A 17,980-nucleotide genomic window follows, 5' to 3' on the forward strand; every position below is an offset into this window, starting at 1 on the left:
GCCCCTCGACTGTCTGCACAATGCACCGAATACTCATTACGTTTTTATTTTCCATCGAATCCTTTACCAACCAGAATGACTCCGCGGAGCAGTAAGTTCTATAAGTACTAGCAGCCTCCAAAGCCTCACCTTTCATGCAATGAATCGATAGAGTGGCGACTTTCGCAATTCTTATATAAGGAAAGTCTATTATTTCATTTATCAATATCTTATTGTGGCAAAAGGTATAGATAAGCGATGGATAATTCCTCAAACAATGAATCGGATCACTGTTTATTGGGCACAATTCCTGCAATTTAATCAGAAATAAGGCAACCAGGACGACATTATTGGTGACAAAACGAATAATTACGCTTAATTGCGATATGGGAGAAAGTTTTGGTGCTTGGAAAATGGGCGCCGATGAACTGGTGATGCCTTGGATTGATATGGCCAACATTGCCTGTGGTTTTCATGCTTCTGACCCACATGTAATGAGCCAAACCATCGATCTCGCCATTCGTCATGATGTCATGATTGGGGCGCACCCAGGCTACCCTGACCTACAAGGCTTTGGCCGCCGTTCAATGCGCTTTAATGAAGAAGAAATTTGTGAGCTTCTAATCTATCAAATTGGTGCCCTCAAAGCTTTGTGCGAAAGTAAAAACACGCAAGTCAGCTATGTGAAACCACACGGTGCGCTCTATAACGACATGATGCGTGATAAATCTATATTCCGCGCTGTGGTCGATGCCGTTTCCTGCTTTAATGTTCCACTGATGATATTGGCATCCAGTAATAATCAAGATTACCTTGATGTAGCAGACCACTACGATGTGCCACTGCTGTTTGAAGCTTTTGCTGACAGAACTTATCTTGCTAATGGCATGCTAACACCAAGAACGCAAACCAATGCTGTGCTTAGCAATGAAGAGGCGATTATTAACCAAATTAAACAGATCGTTCACTATGGCAAAGTAACCAGCGCTGATGGTTTTGTGATCCCAATTGAAGCGGACACCATATGCGTTCACGGCGATAACCAAGATGCCATTGAGCTGATTGAAAAAATTCGCCACTGTTTAGAGTAGAAATTGCTCCGTACTTATCACACTGACAAGGAACGTCCATTGAAACTCAATTTCTCCATTGAACCCATCGCGGAATGCAGCCTTCTTATCCGTTTTGCACACCCTGCATCGACGCGGCTGTCATTGGATATTGGAAATATTGCCCAGAACATCACGGAGCAACTTCAGCATTGCATCATGAATGTCACGCCATCCTATAACTCAATATTGATCGACTACCTCCCCTATCGAATTTCACAAGCTAAACTTGAATATCTGTTACTCAATACTCTACAAACCGTGACGTCACACGATACAAAATTACCTGACTGTATTGAGTTGCCGGCTTATTATGATCTGCAAGTCGCACCTGACTTAGCTCGGTACCATCAAAAGGGGCTCTCCACTGAACAGGTCATTGAACTGCATACTCAACGAATTTACACCGTTTGTGCGATTGGCTTTACACCCGGCTTCGCCTTTATGACTGATGTTCACGATGACTTAGTCATGCCTCGTCATACAACACCTCGCTTATCGATTCCAAAAGGCAGTGTCGCCATTGCCGAGTCACAAACAGCGGTCTATCCAAGTCGTTCCCCGGGAGGCTGGAATATTATCGCCAATTGCCCCTTATCTCTATTTGATGCAAACCGTGCCCCAATGACACTTTTTACCATCGGGGCACAAGTGAAGTTTACGTCCATTTCTAGCGAGGAATATAGCGCACTCGGTGGGCAACTTATTGATCGTGGGGATTTCAAGGAGACCAAGGCATGAATGCGGCTTTACGTGTAATCAAACCTGGACAGCTCAGCTTAATTCAAGACTTTGGGCGCTTTGGCTTAAGCCATATTGGCATTACTCAATCAGGCCCTGTTGATGACTATGCGTACAGTTGGGCAAATCATTTATTAGGTAACGAGGTTAACTTACCCACCTTAGAAATAACCCTTGGACAAGCCGAATTCAAAATAGAGCATGCCTGTATGCTCGCTATCGCTGGGGGGAACTTGTCAGCAACCTTAGATGGGAAGCCTATCGACAACTGGCAAAGTTTTGGTGCGCAAGCTGGGCAAACGTTAAAATTTGGCTTGCCGAAAAATGGCTTGAGATCTTATCTAGCCGTGCGGGGAGGTTTTGCTGTCACTGCTCACTTGGGCAGTGTTTCAACCAGTTTAAAGGAAACGTTAGGTGGCTTGAACCAAAATGGCGAACCTTTGCAAGCAGGAACTGCACTCAGTTTCAACCCACACCTTATCGATAACAAACCTACCCATATTACTTTTCGTTATAAGCCGGACTATGATTTACCACTCAAACTTCGAGTCATAGAAAGCTACCAAATCGATTCATTTGATCCTCAGATTATCGAGCAGTTTTACCATTCTAATTTTACGGTCAGCCAACATGCCGACCGAATGGGTTATCGCTTAAGTGGGGCAATTATCAGCCCACCAAGTGAACCGATTTTGTCAGAAGGTATCGCTTTGGGTGCAATCCAAATCCCCCCTGATGGACAACCGATTATTTTACTCAATGATAGACAAACCATTGGGGGTTATCCGAAAATAGGCTGCGTAGCACGAATCGATTTACCACGTTTGGCTCAAGCAAAACCGGGACAAAAAGTGCAGTTTGTTCGGGGGACTTGCAAGGACTTCAGGAAGTGTGGAGCCAATGGGCGCTATTTTTTGGTTATTAGTTTTACTTACACTAAAAAGAATTAAGGAAGTCGCTTATTAACCGCGACTTCCTTGAACAAAAATAATGCCTTTGTTAAACGACTCCGGCTACTTTGGCTAACGCTTCAGGGTAGGCTCGAAGTCTGGCTAGTTCTATCGCCTTCTCTTCAATCTGTTCAAGGCTAAAGCTCATGCTGATCGGGTGACGATCTTCAATGGTGGCAGACATGTCGTTGTTATCGGCTAACTGCCAGTGCTTAACAATTTTTGTGGCTGCTTCTAACGCTGACGAACCTTTTACCACTTCTATGCGCGCATAATGGTTAGCTTCAAACGTGACATCAGCAGCTCTTAACGTTGCATCTTGTCCAGGAATTTGCTGAGCACCAAACAGTGGCTTACCACCCACTTTAGCTTGTGCATAAGCGGGAATGAATTGGCTCATGTGCATAATCGCACGTTCACTACGCTCTTGTAACGCTTCTTGTTGCCAACCTTGTTTGATTTTGCGCTCTAAATAATCAGGCAGTAACGGCTGTGATGACTCTGAATTCGACGCAACCAAACCGTCCTTAAACAAGGTTATACCTTCTGTCATGCCGTGCAGCTGGAATATACCATCAGCATAGGGCGTTAACTGTGCCATACCCTGAGGAGTGCCTCTCGGGCCATGGAAAATCACTTCCGGCCAGTGTTGATGACATTGTGCCCACTGGGTGACATAGGCAGCTTTAAACTCAACAAGCCTCTGCCGAGGCGCTCGAACTAAGTCATCAACCTTACCCGTCTCATAGCCACAAGCATTGATTAGGTAATCAACCGATAGCTCTTGCTCTACACCTTGTGCATCTTGATAGGTAAGTTGCCATTGATTATCGACAAAATCGGATTGAACCAAGGTCGCTTGTGTCAGGACTTGGCAATTAGGCATTGCTTGCAGCGCTAATTCCGCACTGGCCGCTAAACGAAAAACACTCCAACCGTATTCTTGTACCGCCACGACTGGGAACTTGAGTTTGCTTAAATCCGTATGTTGGGCAAAGGGGATTAACCAATCATCAAAGGTTTCCGGTGTTTCATTTTGCTCCAAAGCCACCAGCTTTTGCAATTCTGCTTGGCTGTATAACTTAAAGTAATCATCAGGTTCACCGAGCTGTTTATTTCGACTGTCTTCATCCACCAGTTGTTGATAACTGCGCTGAATAAGCTCGAGTCGCGGCAGTAAATCATGCGGGTTACCACCATCACTATGTGGTACTGCAATCACGGTTGGACGTCGGTTTAAGGTATGCGGATAAAGGCGCACTGTATCAATCGACTGTTTCAATAGTTCCAAACATTGCTGCTGAGAAATTTCACGATACAGATTGCCCCCCGCATGTAAATGACAGATAGGTGGCCCGCTCACCAACCCCTTGCCTTTTTCCAACAGTATTACATTTAACCCTAACTCTCCCATGTGGACGGCGGCCGTCGCACCGGCTACACCACCACCAACGATAGCGATACTAGGGGACTCTGCGTTTAACTTTTTATATAACATAGAATTAGGGCTACTCTTGAAATCTCGGGCGTATTCTAAAGCTTATAAAGCGTTAATAAAATCACATTTTTTACGCGGTCTTATCCGTTTTATATCTAACAATCAATACGCAAGAATGATAAATAATATAAAAAATGACTTGACTCAATAATGCCAAAACGATGATTTTTCAACCTTGTGAATAACAAAACTGCTCAACCCAACGTAACCACGGGGCTAGACGAGAATGAGCAGTTATCAACATGCTAAGTTATCCCAAACTTTATCCACTGTTTTTGTGGATAACTAGGTAAGAGTTCATTCTCGCTTCTAGCTAAACTCTTTATTTATAGGGGTCAGCAGCCTTTTAATTAAACTGTTAACCACTAGCGCTAGTGTGCAAAAAGTCACGAAAGGCAAGACAAGCCACATACTGTAATGCGCTACCGGGTCTAGTTCAAAACCAAACTTCATCACCCCTGCCACCACAGCATCTGAACCAAGGCTTGCCACTGCTCCAGCCACCAATGCCATCAGTCCATATTCAGCCCAAATAGTTTGCTCAACTCGTCGCTTACTGGCCCCCAAAGTGCGATAAAGACGAATTTCCTGCTGACGCTGACTTAAGCTCAAACGCAACAGAGTAAAAATCAATAAAATGCCCGCAACCACTCCAAGCCCGGCCAGAACCGTAATTGACCAGACGATTTGTGTTAATAGGGTTTGGATCTTACTCCCCATCGAGCGAATATCCATCAGGCTGACTGTGGGATAGGTACGAGATAGATTGGTTAAAAGATCATTGTCTTTATCTTGCGCCCTAAAACTGACTAACCATGTCGCAGGGATCGCTTGCAACACATCAGGAGTGAAAATGAAATAGAAGTTCGGCTTCATTTCTCGCCATTCCACTTGACGGATCGAATTGACTTGCGCTTCAACGTGTTGACTGTTGATCACAAAGCCTAAGGTATCACCGATCTTTAACCCTAGGTCGCGTGCAACATCAGACTCAACAGATACTCCATTTTGCTCGCTCCATTGCCCTTCGAGTACTTGATTGTATGTCGGTAACGCTTCACCCCAAGTGAAATTCAGTTCACGCCTTAACGCGTCGGTTTTTTCTTCATCTTCAGCATTCTGTTTTGCTTGCTGACCATTAATAGTAGTCAGACGTCCGCGAATAATTGGATAGGCTTGCGAACGTTCGATGCTGGCCGCATCAAGTGTATCTAGGTATGCCTCTCTCTCATAGGGTGCAATATTGAGCGCAAATGCGTTATGCGCATCACTGGGCAATGTGCGTTGCCAATCGGAGAGTAAATCGGTTCGAACTAACCACATAATGGCCAATAGCATCAATGAAAGTGCCAACGCGCCAAATTGAATGCCAGTGGTCATAGAAGAGCGGTTGATGCGGCTCAATGCCAGTTTTAGAGCGGTAGATAATGGCAAGCGCCCAAGCGACCGAGTGAGCAGCACACTCACTAACGCTAACACCGCAAATAATGCCACAATACCGATCAGCACAATCCATACTAAGCTGTTGCTCCAATAAACCACAAGCATAGGGATGATAGGAATAAGTACTAAGCTCAAGTTACGGCGATGACTAGTCTGCGCTTTCACCGTTTGCATTACATTCAATGCATTGGTGTCTAACAGCTGCATCAGTGGAATACCAAGCGCTGGCACCGCAATCAGCAAACTGGCAATCACAGCAATCATTGCGGGTTTGATGCCATAACTCGGTAACGGATTCGGTAGCAAGTCAACCAGAGGGACGCGCAGTAAAAACTCTAAACCAATGCCAATTAGCACACCAAATACCGCCGCTGACACAAACAAAATCAGCACTTGTACTGCCAGCCATTGGCTAATCCAACGTCGACTTGCACCCAAGCTTTTCAGCATAGCGATCGTCTTTTGGCGAGTAGAAACGTAATGCTGACACGTCAACACCAAGGTTGTCGCTGCCATGATGATCACGATCGCCACCGTCAACGATAAATATTGCTCGGTACGCTCAAACACTTCATTAGTTCGACTGCCGCTGTTTCTATCTCGCCAGCGGTCACTTGGCGTTAACGCTATCGATGATTTCAATGTTTCAATCTGTGCATCATCACCATTCACAAATAAGCTAAATCGTACCCGACTACCCAGTTGCAGGGCCCCTGTCTTCACGACATCATCTTGGTGAATCAGCACTGCCGGCATTTGCTGGAAAGGATTGAAACTCAGACCAGGCTCTTCGACGATACGCCCTGAAATAATGAAGTCTGCATCGCCTAATGTGACTTTATCGCCAACACTGACCTCTAATTGAGTAAATACACGCTCATCAAGCCATAGTTGGCCAGGAGACACACGGTTGACCGTTGCCACGCCGTCAGACAGGAGCATCTCGCCACGTAACGGATAAACGCTATCCACCGCTTTGACAGTAACAAGCTGCATGCCGTTATCGCTAAACGCCATGGTAGCAAAGCGCGTCAATTGGGACGACGGCAATTGTAACGTTTGCAGTTGTTCTAGTAATGGCGTTGGTAATGAGTTAGATGAAATATAAACACTGTCAGCAGTAAGTGCATCCTTGCCTTGTTTGACAATCACTTGTTCCATCCGATCAGCCAAAGCAGTAAGCGCAAAAATACAAGCGATAATCAAAGTTAAAGCAACCGAGATCGGCCATAGCTGCCCATGGCGAATCTCACCAAGGCTCCAGCTCACCAGACGCTTGTTTAATGATGTTTTTAGAGCTTGGGTCATTATCGCTCCTCCAACATACCTGCCTGCATACGCAAAGTGCGATCACACTGAGCGGCTAACGCAGGATCATGAGTTACCAACACAAGCGTGGTGCCATGTTGCTTGTTTAGTTCAAACAGCAGTTCAACCACTTTAGCCGCGGTTTCTTGGTCGAGATTCCCGGTCGGCTCATCAGCAAACAGGACCTTAGGGTTGATCATAAAAGCGCGAGCTAAAGCGACCCGTTGCTGCTCACCGCCAGAAAGTTGAGCTGGTGAATGATGCATGCGATGCTCTAAGCCGACCGAAATCAACAGGGATTTAGCACGTTCAATGTCTTCTTTTTCGCCTTTTAACAAACAAGGTAGCGTTACATTTTCCAATGCAGAGAGGCTTGGGATCAAAAGAAAACTTTGAAATACAAAACCAACCGATTCACTGCGAATCGCCGCGCGCGCTTCATCATCAAGTTTGGATAGTGGCTGAGCAAGCAGTTCAACTTCACCTTGAGTCGGTGTATCCAGCCCCGCCAACAAGGTCATTAGCGTCGACTTCCCCGCACCTGAAGTCCCGACAATTGCAACACTCTCGCCAATTTTGATCTCTAAATTCACTTCTTTTAAGATTGTTAAATGCTCTTGATTGGTAGAGACTGTTTTAGACAATGACTGTGCTTTTATTATGGATGTTTGCATGACTCGATTACTTTCCTTGCTTGGTATTTTATTATTCTCAGCTAACGCTAGTAGTACCACACTCTTGATACTGGGCGATAGCTTAAGTGCTGGTTATGAAATGCCCATAGAAAGCGCTTGGCCCAGCCTATTACCCAGCGCGCTCGACGCTCAAGGTAAAGAGGATGTCACGGTTATCAATGCGAGCATTTCAGGTGACACCACTGGCAATGGTTTAGCCAGACTTCCCGCGCTATTAAAACAACACTCACCCGACGCTGTATTGGTTGAGCTTGGCGCCAATGATGGATTACGTGGCTTCCCACCGGCCTTAATCGGTAAAAATTTAACCGCGATAATCGACCACATCGAACAACAAAACGCGACCCCAATTTTGATGCAAATTCGTATTCCACCTAACTACGGTAAACGCTACAGCGATGCGTTTTATAACCTTTACCCTCAACTTAGCAGCCAAAAACAAATCACATTACTGCCCTTTTTCTTAGAGCAAGTGATCATCAAGCCCGAGTGGATGATGCCAGATGGCTTACACCCTAAGGCTGATGCTCAACTTTGGATTGCTGAATATGTTGCGCAACATTTAGCACAGCATCTCTAATTTTAATGGTCTAGCTCAATAAACTTTACCTAGCTTTACGTTATTTTGACTCCATCTCTCTATCACCGAAGGTACAAAATATGCGCATTGAACCTGTGATCAAAGGTGTTGTCGCTCGCTCTGCTCATCCCAAAGGGTGTGAACAAGCGGTTCTTCAACAAATTAATTACGTTAAATCCTGCAAACCGATCACTCATGGGCCAAAACGAGTCCTTATTTTAGGCGCCTCTTCTGGTTTTGGATTAGCTGCACGCATTGCACTGACTTTTGGTGGATCTAATGCCGACACGATTGGTGTTTCGTTTGAGAAAGCCCCTTCAGATAAAGGCGTCGGCACTGCGGGTTGGTATAATAATCTGTTTTTTAAGCAGCATGCTGAACATGCAGGTCGAACCGCGATTAATATTGAGGGTGATGTTTTTTCTCAATCCGTTCGCGAACAGGTCATTGAAGCGATAGAGACCTACTTCGAAGGTGAAGTGGATTTAGTGATATATAGTATTGCCAGCGGACTACGCCCTAAACCAAATTCAGAGCAATTTTGGCGTTCGGCGATCAAACCTATTGGTGAGTCAGTCTCTGGCGCCAGTATCTTGCTAGAAAACGATACGTGGGTAAACACCACATTAGAACCAGCCAGCGATGAAGAAGTTGAAAGCACACAAAAAGTAATGGGCGGGGAAGATTGGGAAAATTGGATCGACACACTTATCAATGCGGAATCTATCGCTCCGGGCTGTAAAACTGTTGCTTTTTCCTATATTGGGCCACAAATCACCCACCCTATTTATCTTGATGGGACACTTGGTCGGGCCAAAATCGATTTGCATCAAACAAGTCATGCACTGAATCTTAAACTGGCCAATTACGGTGGTAGTGCTTACGCAACGGTGTGTAAAGCTCTGGTCACTAAAGCCAGCGTGTTTATTCCCGGTCTAAGCCCTTATATTCTTGCTTTGTATAAAGTGATGAAAGAGAAACAAACACACGAAGGCTGTATTGAACAGATGCAACGCCTATTTAGCGAGAAGCTCTATTGCCAAGGAAAAGTGCCAGTAGATAGTGAACGTTTGATCCGCTTAGACGATTGGGAACTTAACCCTGATACCCAGCAAAGAGTTGCAACACTCCTTAACGAAATGGACCAAAGTAATTTCCAACAAATTGGCGATTATGCAGGTTTCAAACAAGAGTTTATGCAATTAAACGGTTTCGGCTTCGACACGATTGATTACTCTAGCGATATCGATATCAAACAATACATCAAACTAACCTATTGATTATTAGTGTCACATTTGTGAGACGCAGCCAACTATCCTCCAGTCCCGATATTTTATCGGGACTTTTTTTTGGTACATTGGCGACCCGTTCTTATACTTAAGACTGACTAGTTTCTAACGAAGCCCGATTCAATGGTCGTTTACCTAGAGCAAAGGATGCTCGGCTGTTAAGCTTGGTTGCCACAGGATTTGATTATTATGTCAAAAATCGATACACAAAATCTGCCTATCCCTTCATCCATTTTGGAAAACTGGCAGGGTATTGTGAATTTACTCGCTGAGATTTTGCACGTCCCCGCGGCTCTCATTATGAGAGCAAATGCAAAGCATATCGAAGTGTTTTGTAAAAGCACAAATACCGCTAACCCGTACCAAGTTGGAGCCAAAGAGCCTCTACAACAAGGCCTCTATTGTGAAACAGTGATGGCGACTCAAAAAGAGCTACTGGTACCCAATGCGTTAGTGAGTGAACAGTGGCAGAATAATCCTGATATCTCACTTGGCATGATAGCCTACTGTGGCATACCGCTAGTTTGGCCCAATGGCGATATGTTCGGCACTATATGTGTGCTTGATAGCAAAGAAAACCATTTCAACCACACTTACCGACAGTTGCTAGAATGCTTTCGTGAATCAATACAATCTCAACTCACTACCCTATATCAACAGATAAAACTGCAGCAGTTGAATGAGGAACTGAAAGCTCGTGTCAACAACCGAACGCAAGATTTGGCAAATTTGAATTATTCTCTGACGCAGGAAATTGATAAACGTCGCGCCGCAGAGCAACAAATTCAGTTCCAAAAACTTCACGACATTGGTACTGGCTTTTTAAACCGTCATGCACTTGAATTAGAGTTAAAGCAGGGGCTGATTGATGCTTTTGAACAAAACACGCAAGTTGCGGTTGTGCATATCGGTTTTACCAATGCGCGCCATATTCAATCACATTTTGGCTATCGAGCTTGGGACAACGTTATTACCCGCTACCGCGAACGGCTAGGAAGCATCGAAAAAATAGAACTTCTCACGGCTCGCCCAACTTCCACCGATTTAGTTCTGGTAGTTAAAGCCAAACAGCTGACCCGACACTTAGAAACTTTATGTCATAAATTAGTCGATATTAATCATTCCGAGTTCATGATTGAACAGCATAAAATTCACTTACATGCTTATATCGGTATCGCTACCAGTTTAGATACCAACAGCGCTAGAGAGCTACTCAAACAAGCCTCAGCAGCGATGGTTTCTTGCAAAGACTCTGGGCATAAGTTCTGTTATTACTCGCAAGCGTTTAGTGACTCACTGACACACACCAATCAATTGGAAAGTTACCTGCTGCGCGCGGTCAGAAATGATGACTTAATGCTCTATTTCCAACCTAAAGTATCGCCTGTAACGCACCGTTGGACAGGTGCAGAAGCCTTGTTGCGCTGGCGTCACCCAGTGCTTGGAGATATTTCCAATGAAACCTTGATCCACATGGCAGAGCAAAATGGTTTGATATTCGAAGTGGGAAATTTTGTATTGCGCGCCGCCATCGAAAAAGCCAGCCAATGGGCAAAACAGGTCGATGATTTTAAAATGGCGATCAATGTTTCAGCGGTACAGTTAAAAAATGTGCAGTTTGCCGAGCAAGTCAGTGAACTATTAAGCACTTACCAACTTCCTGCACAATACCTCGAACTGGAAGTAACCGAGAGCTGTTTAATTGCTGACGAAGTCGTCGCGAGCAATACCTTAAGAGTTCTGCATGAACTCGGGGTGACACTGTCACTTGATGATTTTGGCACAGGCTATGCGTCATTCAGTTATTTGAAAAAATTCCCCTTTGATTGCATAAAAATAGATAAGAGCTTTGTACAGCAATTAGAAAATAGTGATGAAGATAAAGAGATTGTGCGCTCAATCATCCACGTCGCGAAGAAATTAAAGCTTAAAGTGATACTCGAAGGTATTGAGAATCAGAATCAAGAAGATTTTATCATTAGCGAAGGCTGTGATTTTGGTCAGGGTTATTTTTACGGTCGACCAATGCCTTGTGATGAATTTGAAATAGGGCTACTGAATCAAAATTATCCGCACGCCTTTGAAGCAAAGGTGCTGTAGTTTAGTGGAAATCTTGATCATTCCTTTACTCTCAGGGTGGCGATTCCTATAATCGCCGCCTTTCTCTTTGCAAACGAGCGATATCGAGATGGATTTATTAACATCAATTCTCAAAAAGCTAGAAAAACAGAACTACCGTGCCTATCAACAGATTAAAGGCCAATACGATTTTGGTGATTTCACCCTGTATATCGATCACATCCAAGCCGACCCCTTCGCTTCTGCGTCTCGCTTTCGCGCAACGCGTGCTTGGTCACTGACAGATTTAGAGTGGCTAAGAGAAAAATCACCAGCGTATCAAATGGCCGCGAGAGACTTCATCGCACGCAGTTTTGCTGAATTTTCAAAGCAAGAGAACCACATTTCAATCGCACTAACAGGCCAAACGGTTCTTGATAGCACGGCGGTATTGTTTACTGAGCATGGTATTGAGCTACGTTTTCGCATCAATCTTCCAGCGGAAGGGCGCGATATTCTGGCCAAAAAAGCGCTGAATATTATTACCTTTTATCTGCCTAAGTTTATTCGCCGTGCGACAATCGAACGCGAGCTCAATAAAACGGCCATGCTTGAGCATTGCGAAGTGATTGAAGATCAAGAAGCAATGCGCCGCCAATTGGAAAAACATAACCTCGTTGCATTCGTGGCAAATGGTAGCATTCTCCCTCGCCTTGCAGGTAATTGCGATTTGCCGATGAAAGATGCCGTTACCTTCCAAGCACCGTCATCGTTAGAAATTGAGTTAGAAACTCCTAATCAAGGTAAACTCAAAGGGCTGGGTATACCGAAAGGTATTACGTTAATCGTGGGTGGCGGTTTTCATGGTAAGTCCACCCTCTTAACGGCAATTGAACGCTCCATTTATAATCATATCCCAGGAGATGGGCGTGAGCGTATTGTCACTGATCTCAATGCAATGAAAATTCGCGCTGAAGATGGACGTTGCGTGCATAATTTGAATTTATCGAATTACATCAATCATCTTCCTATGGGCAAAAACACTTCCGATTTTAGCACTCAAGATGCATCGGGTTCGACATCTCAAGCAGCGTGGTTACAAGAATCGATTGAAGCTGGCGTCAGTACTTTATTGATTGATGAAGATACATCCGCCACAAACTTTATGATCCGCGATGAACGTATGCAAGCTCTGGTGAGTAAAGGTGATGAGCCTATCACGCCACTGGTTGATCGCATTGGGCAACTTAGAGACGATCTCGATATTTCAACACTGATTGTTATGGGTGGCTCGGGTGACTATCTTGACGTCGCCGATACTGTTATCCAAATGCATGATTATCACGCTGTTGATGTCACGGAAAAAGCTAAGCAGGTCATAAAACAACATCCTACAGAACGTCAAAATGAATGTGAAACCCCATTAGCAACCTTCGCACCTCGCTCAATAAACCGAGCGGCATTACAAAAGTTATTAGTCGATGGGAAATTCCGAGTCTCAGCCAAAGGCGTCGATTCGCTTCGCTTTGGAAAAGAATTCGCTGACTTGACTGCGTTAGAGCAGTTAGAATCGGCATCGGAAGTGAACGCGATTGGTTGGACATGGTTTCAATTTGCTCAAGCTCCCGGTTGGTCAAATAAGCCAGCAGAAGAGATGAACGCCCTACTCACAGAAACTTGGTATCAAAACATGCCAAACCATGGTGACTTAGCCAAACCGCGCATACTAGACGTTATGGCTGCATTAAACCGCATGCGTAAGTCTCAATTCAAAGTCAGCGATTCTTAAACGAGTGATTGCCAGTTAGCAAACAATAACCCACCAGCGGATAACCAGTTATTTACTAATACTGGTATTAAATACAACGCGAATATAAAAAAGAAGCGAGCAACGCTTCTTTTTTATATTAAATTCAATTAGTTAACCACATTTAATCGTGTCGCAATACATTCCATGCTTCGCATAGCACTCTGAAGGTTTCAGCATTACCGTTGTCTCGATCGGGATGCCACTTCAACGCCAGTTTTCGCCATGTTCTGCGAATTTCCAGTTGCGTCGCCTCGGCAGGTAATTTGAACAGCTTCAAGGCATTCATTCGATTCATATTTAGGTCATTTGTTCCTCCGACCGCTTTACGGTAACGGGTCCAGAACTCATTTAACAATCGCCGAACTTCTCCTTCATTCGCCTCGTAGTTATGCCATTGTGTATAGTATTCACGTAACGGATCGTCCAAATCGATTTCACAATGAATGGCCCTTTGCGCTGGCATTAACATAATATTCATCGCTTCAACTTGTAGCCATTTTTCCGGATACAGTGTCTCTTGCAACTGATACAAGGCATTCATAATTAAAAAGTTACGCTTGAAGAGATCTTTCTCGGGGGAATCATCTAACACAGGCATAAAGCCAAGTTCACTTAAATTCGCGGCTAAAGTGTGTACCTTCCAACCTGAAGGTTGCTTGCGCAACACTTCAAGCATCGGCCAAAGCAGAGGGTTTTCCATATAGGATTGAAACGTAGCAGTAAGTTCTTGGCTTTGAGACATAGCATCGTAGTTCGCATAAAGATTCTATTGTCATTCAAATCTATGATGCACTTTTTGTCGAGTTTCTTGCTCCATCTTGTGTTTTCTTTTTGAACTGGAGTCCGTTTCTCACACCTTCTATCAACAAAGAGCTTTGCAACTTAGTCATGTCGGTGAGTGAATTTTGGACAACCGAATCCGCTGAGTAATAAATAGCAAGACAATCCTCGACAATTTTTTCTATGAAGTATGAAATGCGTCTAAATTTAGAAACTAAGATTAAGTTTCCCAACAGCGTGTAGCAATTAGTGTTTATTCTATAGATATGGAGAACTTCTTTCTCCTTTTGCTGCCGAGATATCAATATGAAACATATAAATCTAAAACAAGAAGAGATCGACTGCTGCCCACTTTGCCAGCATGATGAGTACTTGATTTCCGACAACCAGGAAAAATTCATTTGTGGTCAGTGTGGCTTTCGAACTGATAACCTACAAAGTGTTCGAAAAATGATAGCGACTCACGCGGTCTCTATCAGTTATAAGCATATTCATTCTTCTGCCCACAACGTTCACTAAGCCAGATCTTAAGATCCAGTAATGAATTAATGACCACCACATTCGAATCTTTAGAACGAGCATTCGGATTTAGAGGGGCTAGCTGAAAAGTTGGCACCTCAGCGTTGACTCCCGCCTCGACTCCTTTTTCAGAATCATCGACATAAATACACTCTTCTACTAGAAACCCCATACTCATCGCACAATAACGAATTAAGTCTGGTTCTGGTTTCCAACTGTTCGCTTCAAAAGCAGAAAAAATACGACCTTCGAAGAAGGTATTCAAACCGCAACGCTCTAAAATAAGAACCATTTTTTCTTTAGGGGCATTAGATGCGACGCAATACTCAATACCTTGTTGATCTAGATAGTTAAGTAATTCCAGCGCCCCCTCCATAGGTAATAGACGCTGCTGAAATAAGCGCTCAAGCTCAACCCGGTATCGCTTTTCGAGCAGATCAATATCGGCATCAATTTTGGCGTACGTTCGCGTTTGAACTAAGATATCGGCTATCTTACCACCTTCAAAATGATTACGGATTTGATCAAAAGAAAGCTCAGCGCCAAATTGATTGAATACCTCAACCAAGGCTTCACAGCATAAGCGCTCACTGTCAACCAAAGTACCTTCACAGTCAAAAATAATGCAATTAATTTTTTTCTCAGTCATAAACGCTTCCTTTTATCAGCCTTAATCTTAATATTTGAAGCATTACTTGGAATGATTGAGTTAACAGAATGGAGCGAAGGTAAGAACGGATGCGTATAACTTCCACACCCGTCACTCTTTTTACATTAAATGATATTTTTACAATGAAGCGAGATTGATAAATGATTCGCCGGGGTATCGGGATAAAGATTACGTATTTCAACAAAATCATCCAGATGATCAAGCAGAAGCTCCACGAGAGCGGGATCGAACTGGAAGCCACATTCACGCTTGAACAAACTCACTACTTTATCCAACGACCAAGCTTCTTTATAGCAACGTTCACTGAGCAATGCATCAAACACATCAGCAATCGCCGTTATACGAGCAAACAGGTGAATCTCTTCGCCTTTTTTCTGATTCGGATAACCGTCGCCATCCCAACGTTCATGATGCTCATGGGCAATAATCGCGGCCAATTTAGTGATGTCACCATCGCTAGTATTCAAAATGTTGAATCCTACAGTAGTATGACTTTGCATCACCCGCCACTCTTCAGGGTTTAATTTCCCCGGCTTATCTAATATTGCCTCTGGAATCGCAATTTTACCGACATCATGCATCGGGCTGATGATTTCGATCATCTCAACCTCGCGGTGAGTCAAGCCACATAATTTAGCCAGTAAGGCTGACAATTTGGCCACCCTTTTTACATGGTTACCCGTTTCACCAGAGCGCGTCTCTATCGCCTCGCCTAGCAAATGAATCATCTCTCTCTGAACGGTTAGAGTTCGTGATTGCAATGCGACAATCTTACGATTCTTACGAGCTAATTCTCGTTTTTGTTTCAACGTCACACTTTGCATAATAATAACGATCAACAAACCAAGAATAATACCGCTAGCGGTGACTAGAACTTGCCAATTTTGCTCTAAATAAGAGAGAGGACGGTTGGTAATCACGGCATTTTTTGGCAAATCATTTACGTCAATATGATGTTTCTTTAGAGCATGATAATTAAAAACCGGCGTTATCACGTCGATTGTTTCAACTTCATTATCCAGCGCTAAAGGAATAAAGCGACCAAGCTCAACTAAAACCGTCTTTCCAAGTTTCTCAGAACGGCTGACATAGCCGCCCACTATATCGTTACGAATATAAAACTCCCACATGACAAAAATGGGCGCAGCGCTCGCCTTGCTGAGTCGATATGAAATCTCTTGATAAGTGTGTAAAACACCTTGGCCAATTTCAGTATTAAAATGAGAAAGCAACACCGCATCGTCCGCAGATACAGAGGCAAGAAAGTGCTCAGTATCAGCAAGAGAAAGATCGTTTATCTCAATAAGCTCAATGCCGTTTAGCACACCTGTCGTCAGAGCAGAATCAAGGTTACTTCTTACCAGTTGTGAGGTATTGCTTTGATCAGAAAGATAATAAAGCTTCTGCAAGTTCGGCCTTAGTGAACGAATTAGCTTAAGATTGCCCAAAACATCGTCTTTTTCGTAGATAACAACGTTGTTCTTAGTAAGCTCATCCAAGGTCGCATTTTGATCATTAATACCAACAGCAATAACAGGAGTATCCGGGCGGATAATATTGGTGAGGTGCTTGGCAATGACGAGAGCGTTGTCATCGGTCACGATCACGGCATCAAAAGGATAACCTCGATATTTAACATCGAAATAGTTTTTGACCTGTGCAAGGTATTCTTGACCGTAAACTCTTTTGGTATCGAGATATTCAATCGACAGCTTGATCGGTGTGTCACTGCCAGCAATCGTATTGTCAATCACCTTCTGCAACTCATGAGTCCATTGATAAGAAGCCTCATAAGAATGCAGCACTAACACATATTTTAGTTGCCAAGGATTTGATTGAGCCGAAAATGAAAAAAATAACGCATAGAAAGCAACGGAAATCCACTTTAGCCAATGTTGCCAGCGTGTTTTATTCATGTATTTTTCTCTTCAATAAGCCACGGATGATGTTTGCAAAGAAACATCATACCTAGCCATCACGATAACCTATTGTTCTATATATACATTATTACTCAATTCGTGATCGGTGGACCATTTTTTAAGTAATAACGCTGCAAAATTTACCGAATTACCAAATGCATGTTTATCCAACATCACAAGATCGGAAACCAAAATTTCATCGTCACTATGGGTAACTAAGCCCGCCGCCACCGGCTCACCTTGGTGAAAGCCTAAATACAACTCACACGGCTGTGCATAAATGATCTGAGTAAAAAACTCGATAATATTGGCTTTATCTTCCTCATTAGCCCATAGGCTAGCTTGTAAAACTGCAAACCAAATTGTCTGACGATGAAAATCAACCAAGTACACATCATCAAGCAAGCTTTCATCTAGAGCTTTCTCTGACGCTTCTAGCAAGCGGTAGCTTCGTCCAACGAGCGCTTCTTGATACAAACTCCGCCCCTGAAGGCTTTCTTGAGTCGGAAACTCCACATCAACTTGGGAAAATAGCCACTGATTTTTAATTGCCGCCACATTAGGTAGGTTATTTGTCATGATGATCTTCTTCTTTTCATTATTGCAGGCAGGATACTAACCAACCCCTTGTG

General features: G+C 43.7%; 13 protein-coding genes and 1 pseudogene. 7 read left to right on the forward strand and 7 right to left on the reverse strand.

From position 1 onward, the window contains the following. The first annotated feature begins 332 nt into the window (after positions 1-332). The 3 genes and pseudogenes from MCT08_RS17205 (at position 333) to MCT08_RS17215 (ending at position 2,754) form a co-directional block, all read left to right on the forward strand. Entirely contained in the window at positions 333-1,070 is a 738-nt protein-coding gene (locus MCT08_RS17205) for a 5-oxoprolinase subunit PxpA (RefSeq protein ID WP_171980740.1), read from the forward strand. Between the two features lie 39 nt (positions 1,071-1,109). After that, on the forward strand, positions 1,110-1,829 hold the full coding sequence (locus tag MCT08_RS17210; protein ID WP_274678971.1) for a 5-oxoprolinase subunit B family protein: 720 nt from the start codon (positions 1,110-1,112) through the stop codon (positions 1,827-1,829). After that, positions 1,826-2,754: pseudogene (locus MCT08_RS17215) on the forward strand (5-oxoprolinase subunit C family protein). The gene MCT08_RS17210 and the pseudogene MCT08_RS17215 overlap by 4 nt, the downstream one beginning before the upstream one ends. A 74-nt stretch (positions 2,755-2,828) precedes the next feature. Here the strand turns inward: MCT08_RS17215 and MCT08_RS17220 are convergent. From MCT08_RS17220 to MCT08_RS17230, 3 genes are all read right to left on the reverse strand, one after another. Next, positions 2,829-4,277, reverse strand: coding sequence for an FAD-dependent oxidoreductase (locus tag MCT08_RS17220; RefSeq protein WP_274678972.1), 1,449 nt, complete (start codon positions 4,275-4,277; stop codon positions 2,829-2,831). 309 nt (positions 4,278-4,586) lie between these two features. Then, entirely contained in the window at positions 4,587-7,028 is a 2,442-nt protein-coding gene (locus tag MCT08_RS17225; RefSeq protein WP_274678973.1) for an ABC transporter permease, read from the reverse strand. Next, positions 7,028-7,702, reverse strand: a complete 675-nt coding sequence (locus tag MCT08_RS17230) for an ABC transporter ATP-binding protein (protein WP_274678974.1) — start codon at positions 7,700-7,702, stop codon at positions 7,028-7,030. The genes MCT08_RS17225 and MCT08_RS17230 overlap by 1 nt, the downstream gene beginning before the upstream one ends. On the opposite strand from MCT08_RS17230, the gene tesA reads away from it, so the two are divergent. The 4 genes from tesA to MCT08_RS17250 all read left to right on the forward strand — a co-directional run bounded on the left by tesA (position 7,701) and on the right by MCT08_RS17250 (position 13,439). Then, a complete protein-coding gene (tesA, locus tag MCT08_RS17235) occupies positions 7,701-8,303 on the forward strand; it encodes a multifunctional acyl-CoA thioesterase I/protease I/lysophospholipase L1 (RefSeq protein ID WP_274678975.1) in 603 nt (200 codons plus the stop codon). The genes MCT08_RS17230 and tesA overlap by 2 nt on opposite strands. Positions 8,304-8,383: 80 nt before the next feature. Then, positions 8,384-9,583, forward strand: a complete 1,200-nt coding sequence (gene fabV, locus MCT08_RS17240; protein WP_274678976.1) for an enoyl-ACP reductase FabV — start codon at positions 8,384-8,386, stop codon at positions 9,581-9,583. A 198-nt stretch (positions 9,584-9,781) separates the two neighbouring features. Further along, on the forward strand, positions 9,782-11,692 hold the full coding sequence (locus MCT08_RS17245; RefSeq protein ID WP_274678977.1) for a sensor domain-containing phosphodiesterase: 1,911 nt from the start codon (positions 9,782-9,784) through the stop codon (positions 11,690-11,692). Positions 11,693-11,780: 88 nt separating this feature from the next. Continuing rightward, entirely contained in the window at positions 11,781-13,439 is a 1,659-nt protein-coding gene (locus MCT08_RS17250; RefSeq protein ID WP_274678978.1) for an ABC-ATPase domain-containing protein, read from the forward strand. 142 nt (positions 13,440-13,581) lie between these two features. On the opposite strand, the gene MCT08_RS17255 is transcribed toward MCT08_RS17250, so the two are convergent. The 4 genes from MCT08_RS17255 to MCT08_RS17270 form a co-directional block, all read right to left on the reverse strand. After that, positions 13,582-14,202, reverse strand: coding sequence for a DNA-J related domain-containing protein (locus tag MCT08_RS17255; RefSeq protein WP_053311044.1), 621 nt, complete (start codon positions 14,200-14,202; stop codon positions 13,582-13,584). Between the two features lie 513 nt (positions 14,203-14,715). Next, positions 14,716-15,408 carry an HAD family hydrolase gene (locus tag MCT08_RS17260; protein WP_274678979.1) on the reverse strand — a complete coding sequence of 231 codons (693 nt, stop codon included), beginning with the start codon at positions 15,406-15,408 and terminating at the stop codon, positions 14,716-14,718. A gap of 125 nt (positions 15,409-15,533) precedes the next feature. After that, on the reverse strand, positions 15,534-17,345 hold the full coding sequence (locus MCT08_RS17265; RefSeq protein ID WP_274678980.1) for an HD domain-containing phosphohydrolase: 1,812 nt from the start codon (positions 17,343-17,345) through the stop codon (positions 15,534-15,536). A gap of 69 nt (positions 17,346-17,414) precedes the next feature. Then, positions 17,415-17,927 carry a hypothetical protein gene (locus MCT08_RS17270; RefSeq protein WP_274678981.1) on the reverse strand — a complete coding sequence of 171 codons (513 nt, stop codon included), beginning with the start codon at positions 17,925-17,927 and terminating at the stop codon, positions 17,415-17,417. Positions 17,928-17,980: the final 53 nt, after the last annotated feature.

The sequence above is a fragment of the Vibrio aestuarianus genome (assembly GCF_028858425.1).
Classification (GTDB): Bacteria; Pseudomonadota; Gammaproteobacteria; order Enterobacterales; family Vibrionaceae; genus Vibrio; species Vibrio aestuarianus.

Bases quoted from the DNA above. Each gene is read 5' to 3' on its own strand.
- MCT08_RS17250 (WP_274678978.1), top strand. From the start codon at position 11,781: ATGGATTTATTAACATCAATTCTCAAAAAGCTAGAAAAACAGAACTAC.
- MCT08_RS17255 (WP_053311044.1), bottom strand. From the start codon at position 14,202: ATGTCTCAAAGCCAAGAACTTACTGCTACGTTTCAATCCTATATGGAA.
- MCT08_RS17220 (WP_274678972.1), bottom strand. From the start codon at position 4,277: ATGTTATATAAAAAGTTAAACGCAGAGTCCCCTAGTATCGCTATCGTT.
- MCT08_RS17230 (WP_274678974.1), bottom strand. From the start codon at position 7,702: ATGCAAACATCCATAATAAAAGCACAGTCATTGTCTAAAACAGTCTCT.
- MCT08_RS17225 (WP_274678973.1), bottom strand. From the start codon at position 7,028: ATGACCCAAGCTCTAAAAACATCATTAAACAAGCGTCTGGTGAGCTGG.
- MCT08_RS17245 (WP_274678977.1), top strand. From the start codon at position 9,782: ATGTCAAAAATCGATACACAAAATCTGCCTATCCCTTCATCCATTTTG.
- tesA (WP_274678975.1), top strand. From the start codon at position 7,701: ATGACTCGATTACTTTCCTTGCTTGGTATTTTATTATTCTCAGCTAAC.
- MCT08_RS17270 (WP_274678981.1), bottom strand. From the start codon at position 17,927: ATGACAAATAACCTACCTAATGTGGCGGCAATTAAAAATCAGTGGCTA.
- fabV (WP_274678976.1), top strand. From the start codon at position 8,384: ATGCGCATTGAACCTGTGATCAAAGGTGTTGTCGCTCGCTCTGCTCAT.
- MCT08_RS17260 (WP_274678979.1), bottom strand. From the start codon at position 15,408: ATGACTGAGAAAAAAATTAATTGCATTATTTTTGACTGTGAAGGTACT.
- MCT08_RS17265 (WP_274678980.1), bottom strand. From the start codon at position 17,345: ATGAATAAAACACGCTGGCAACATTGGCTAAAGTGGATTTCCGTTGCT.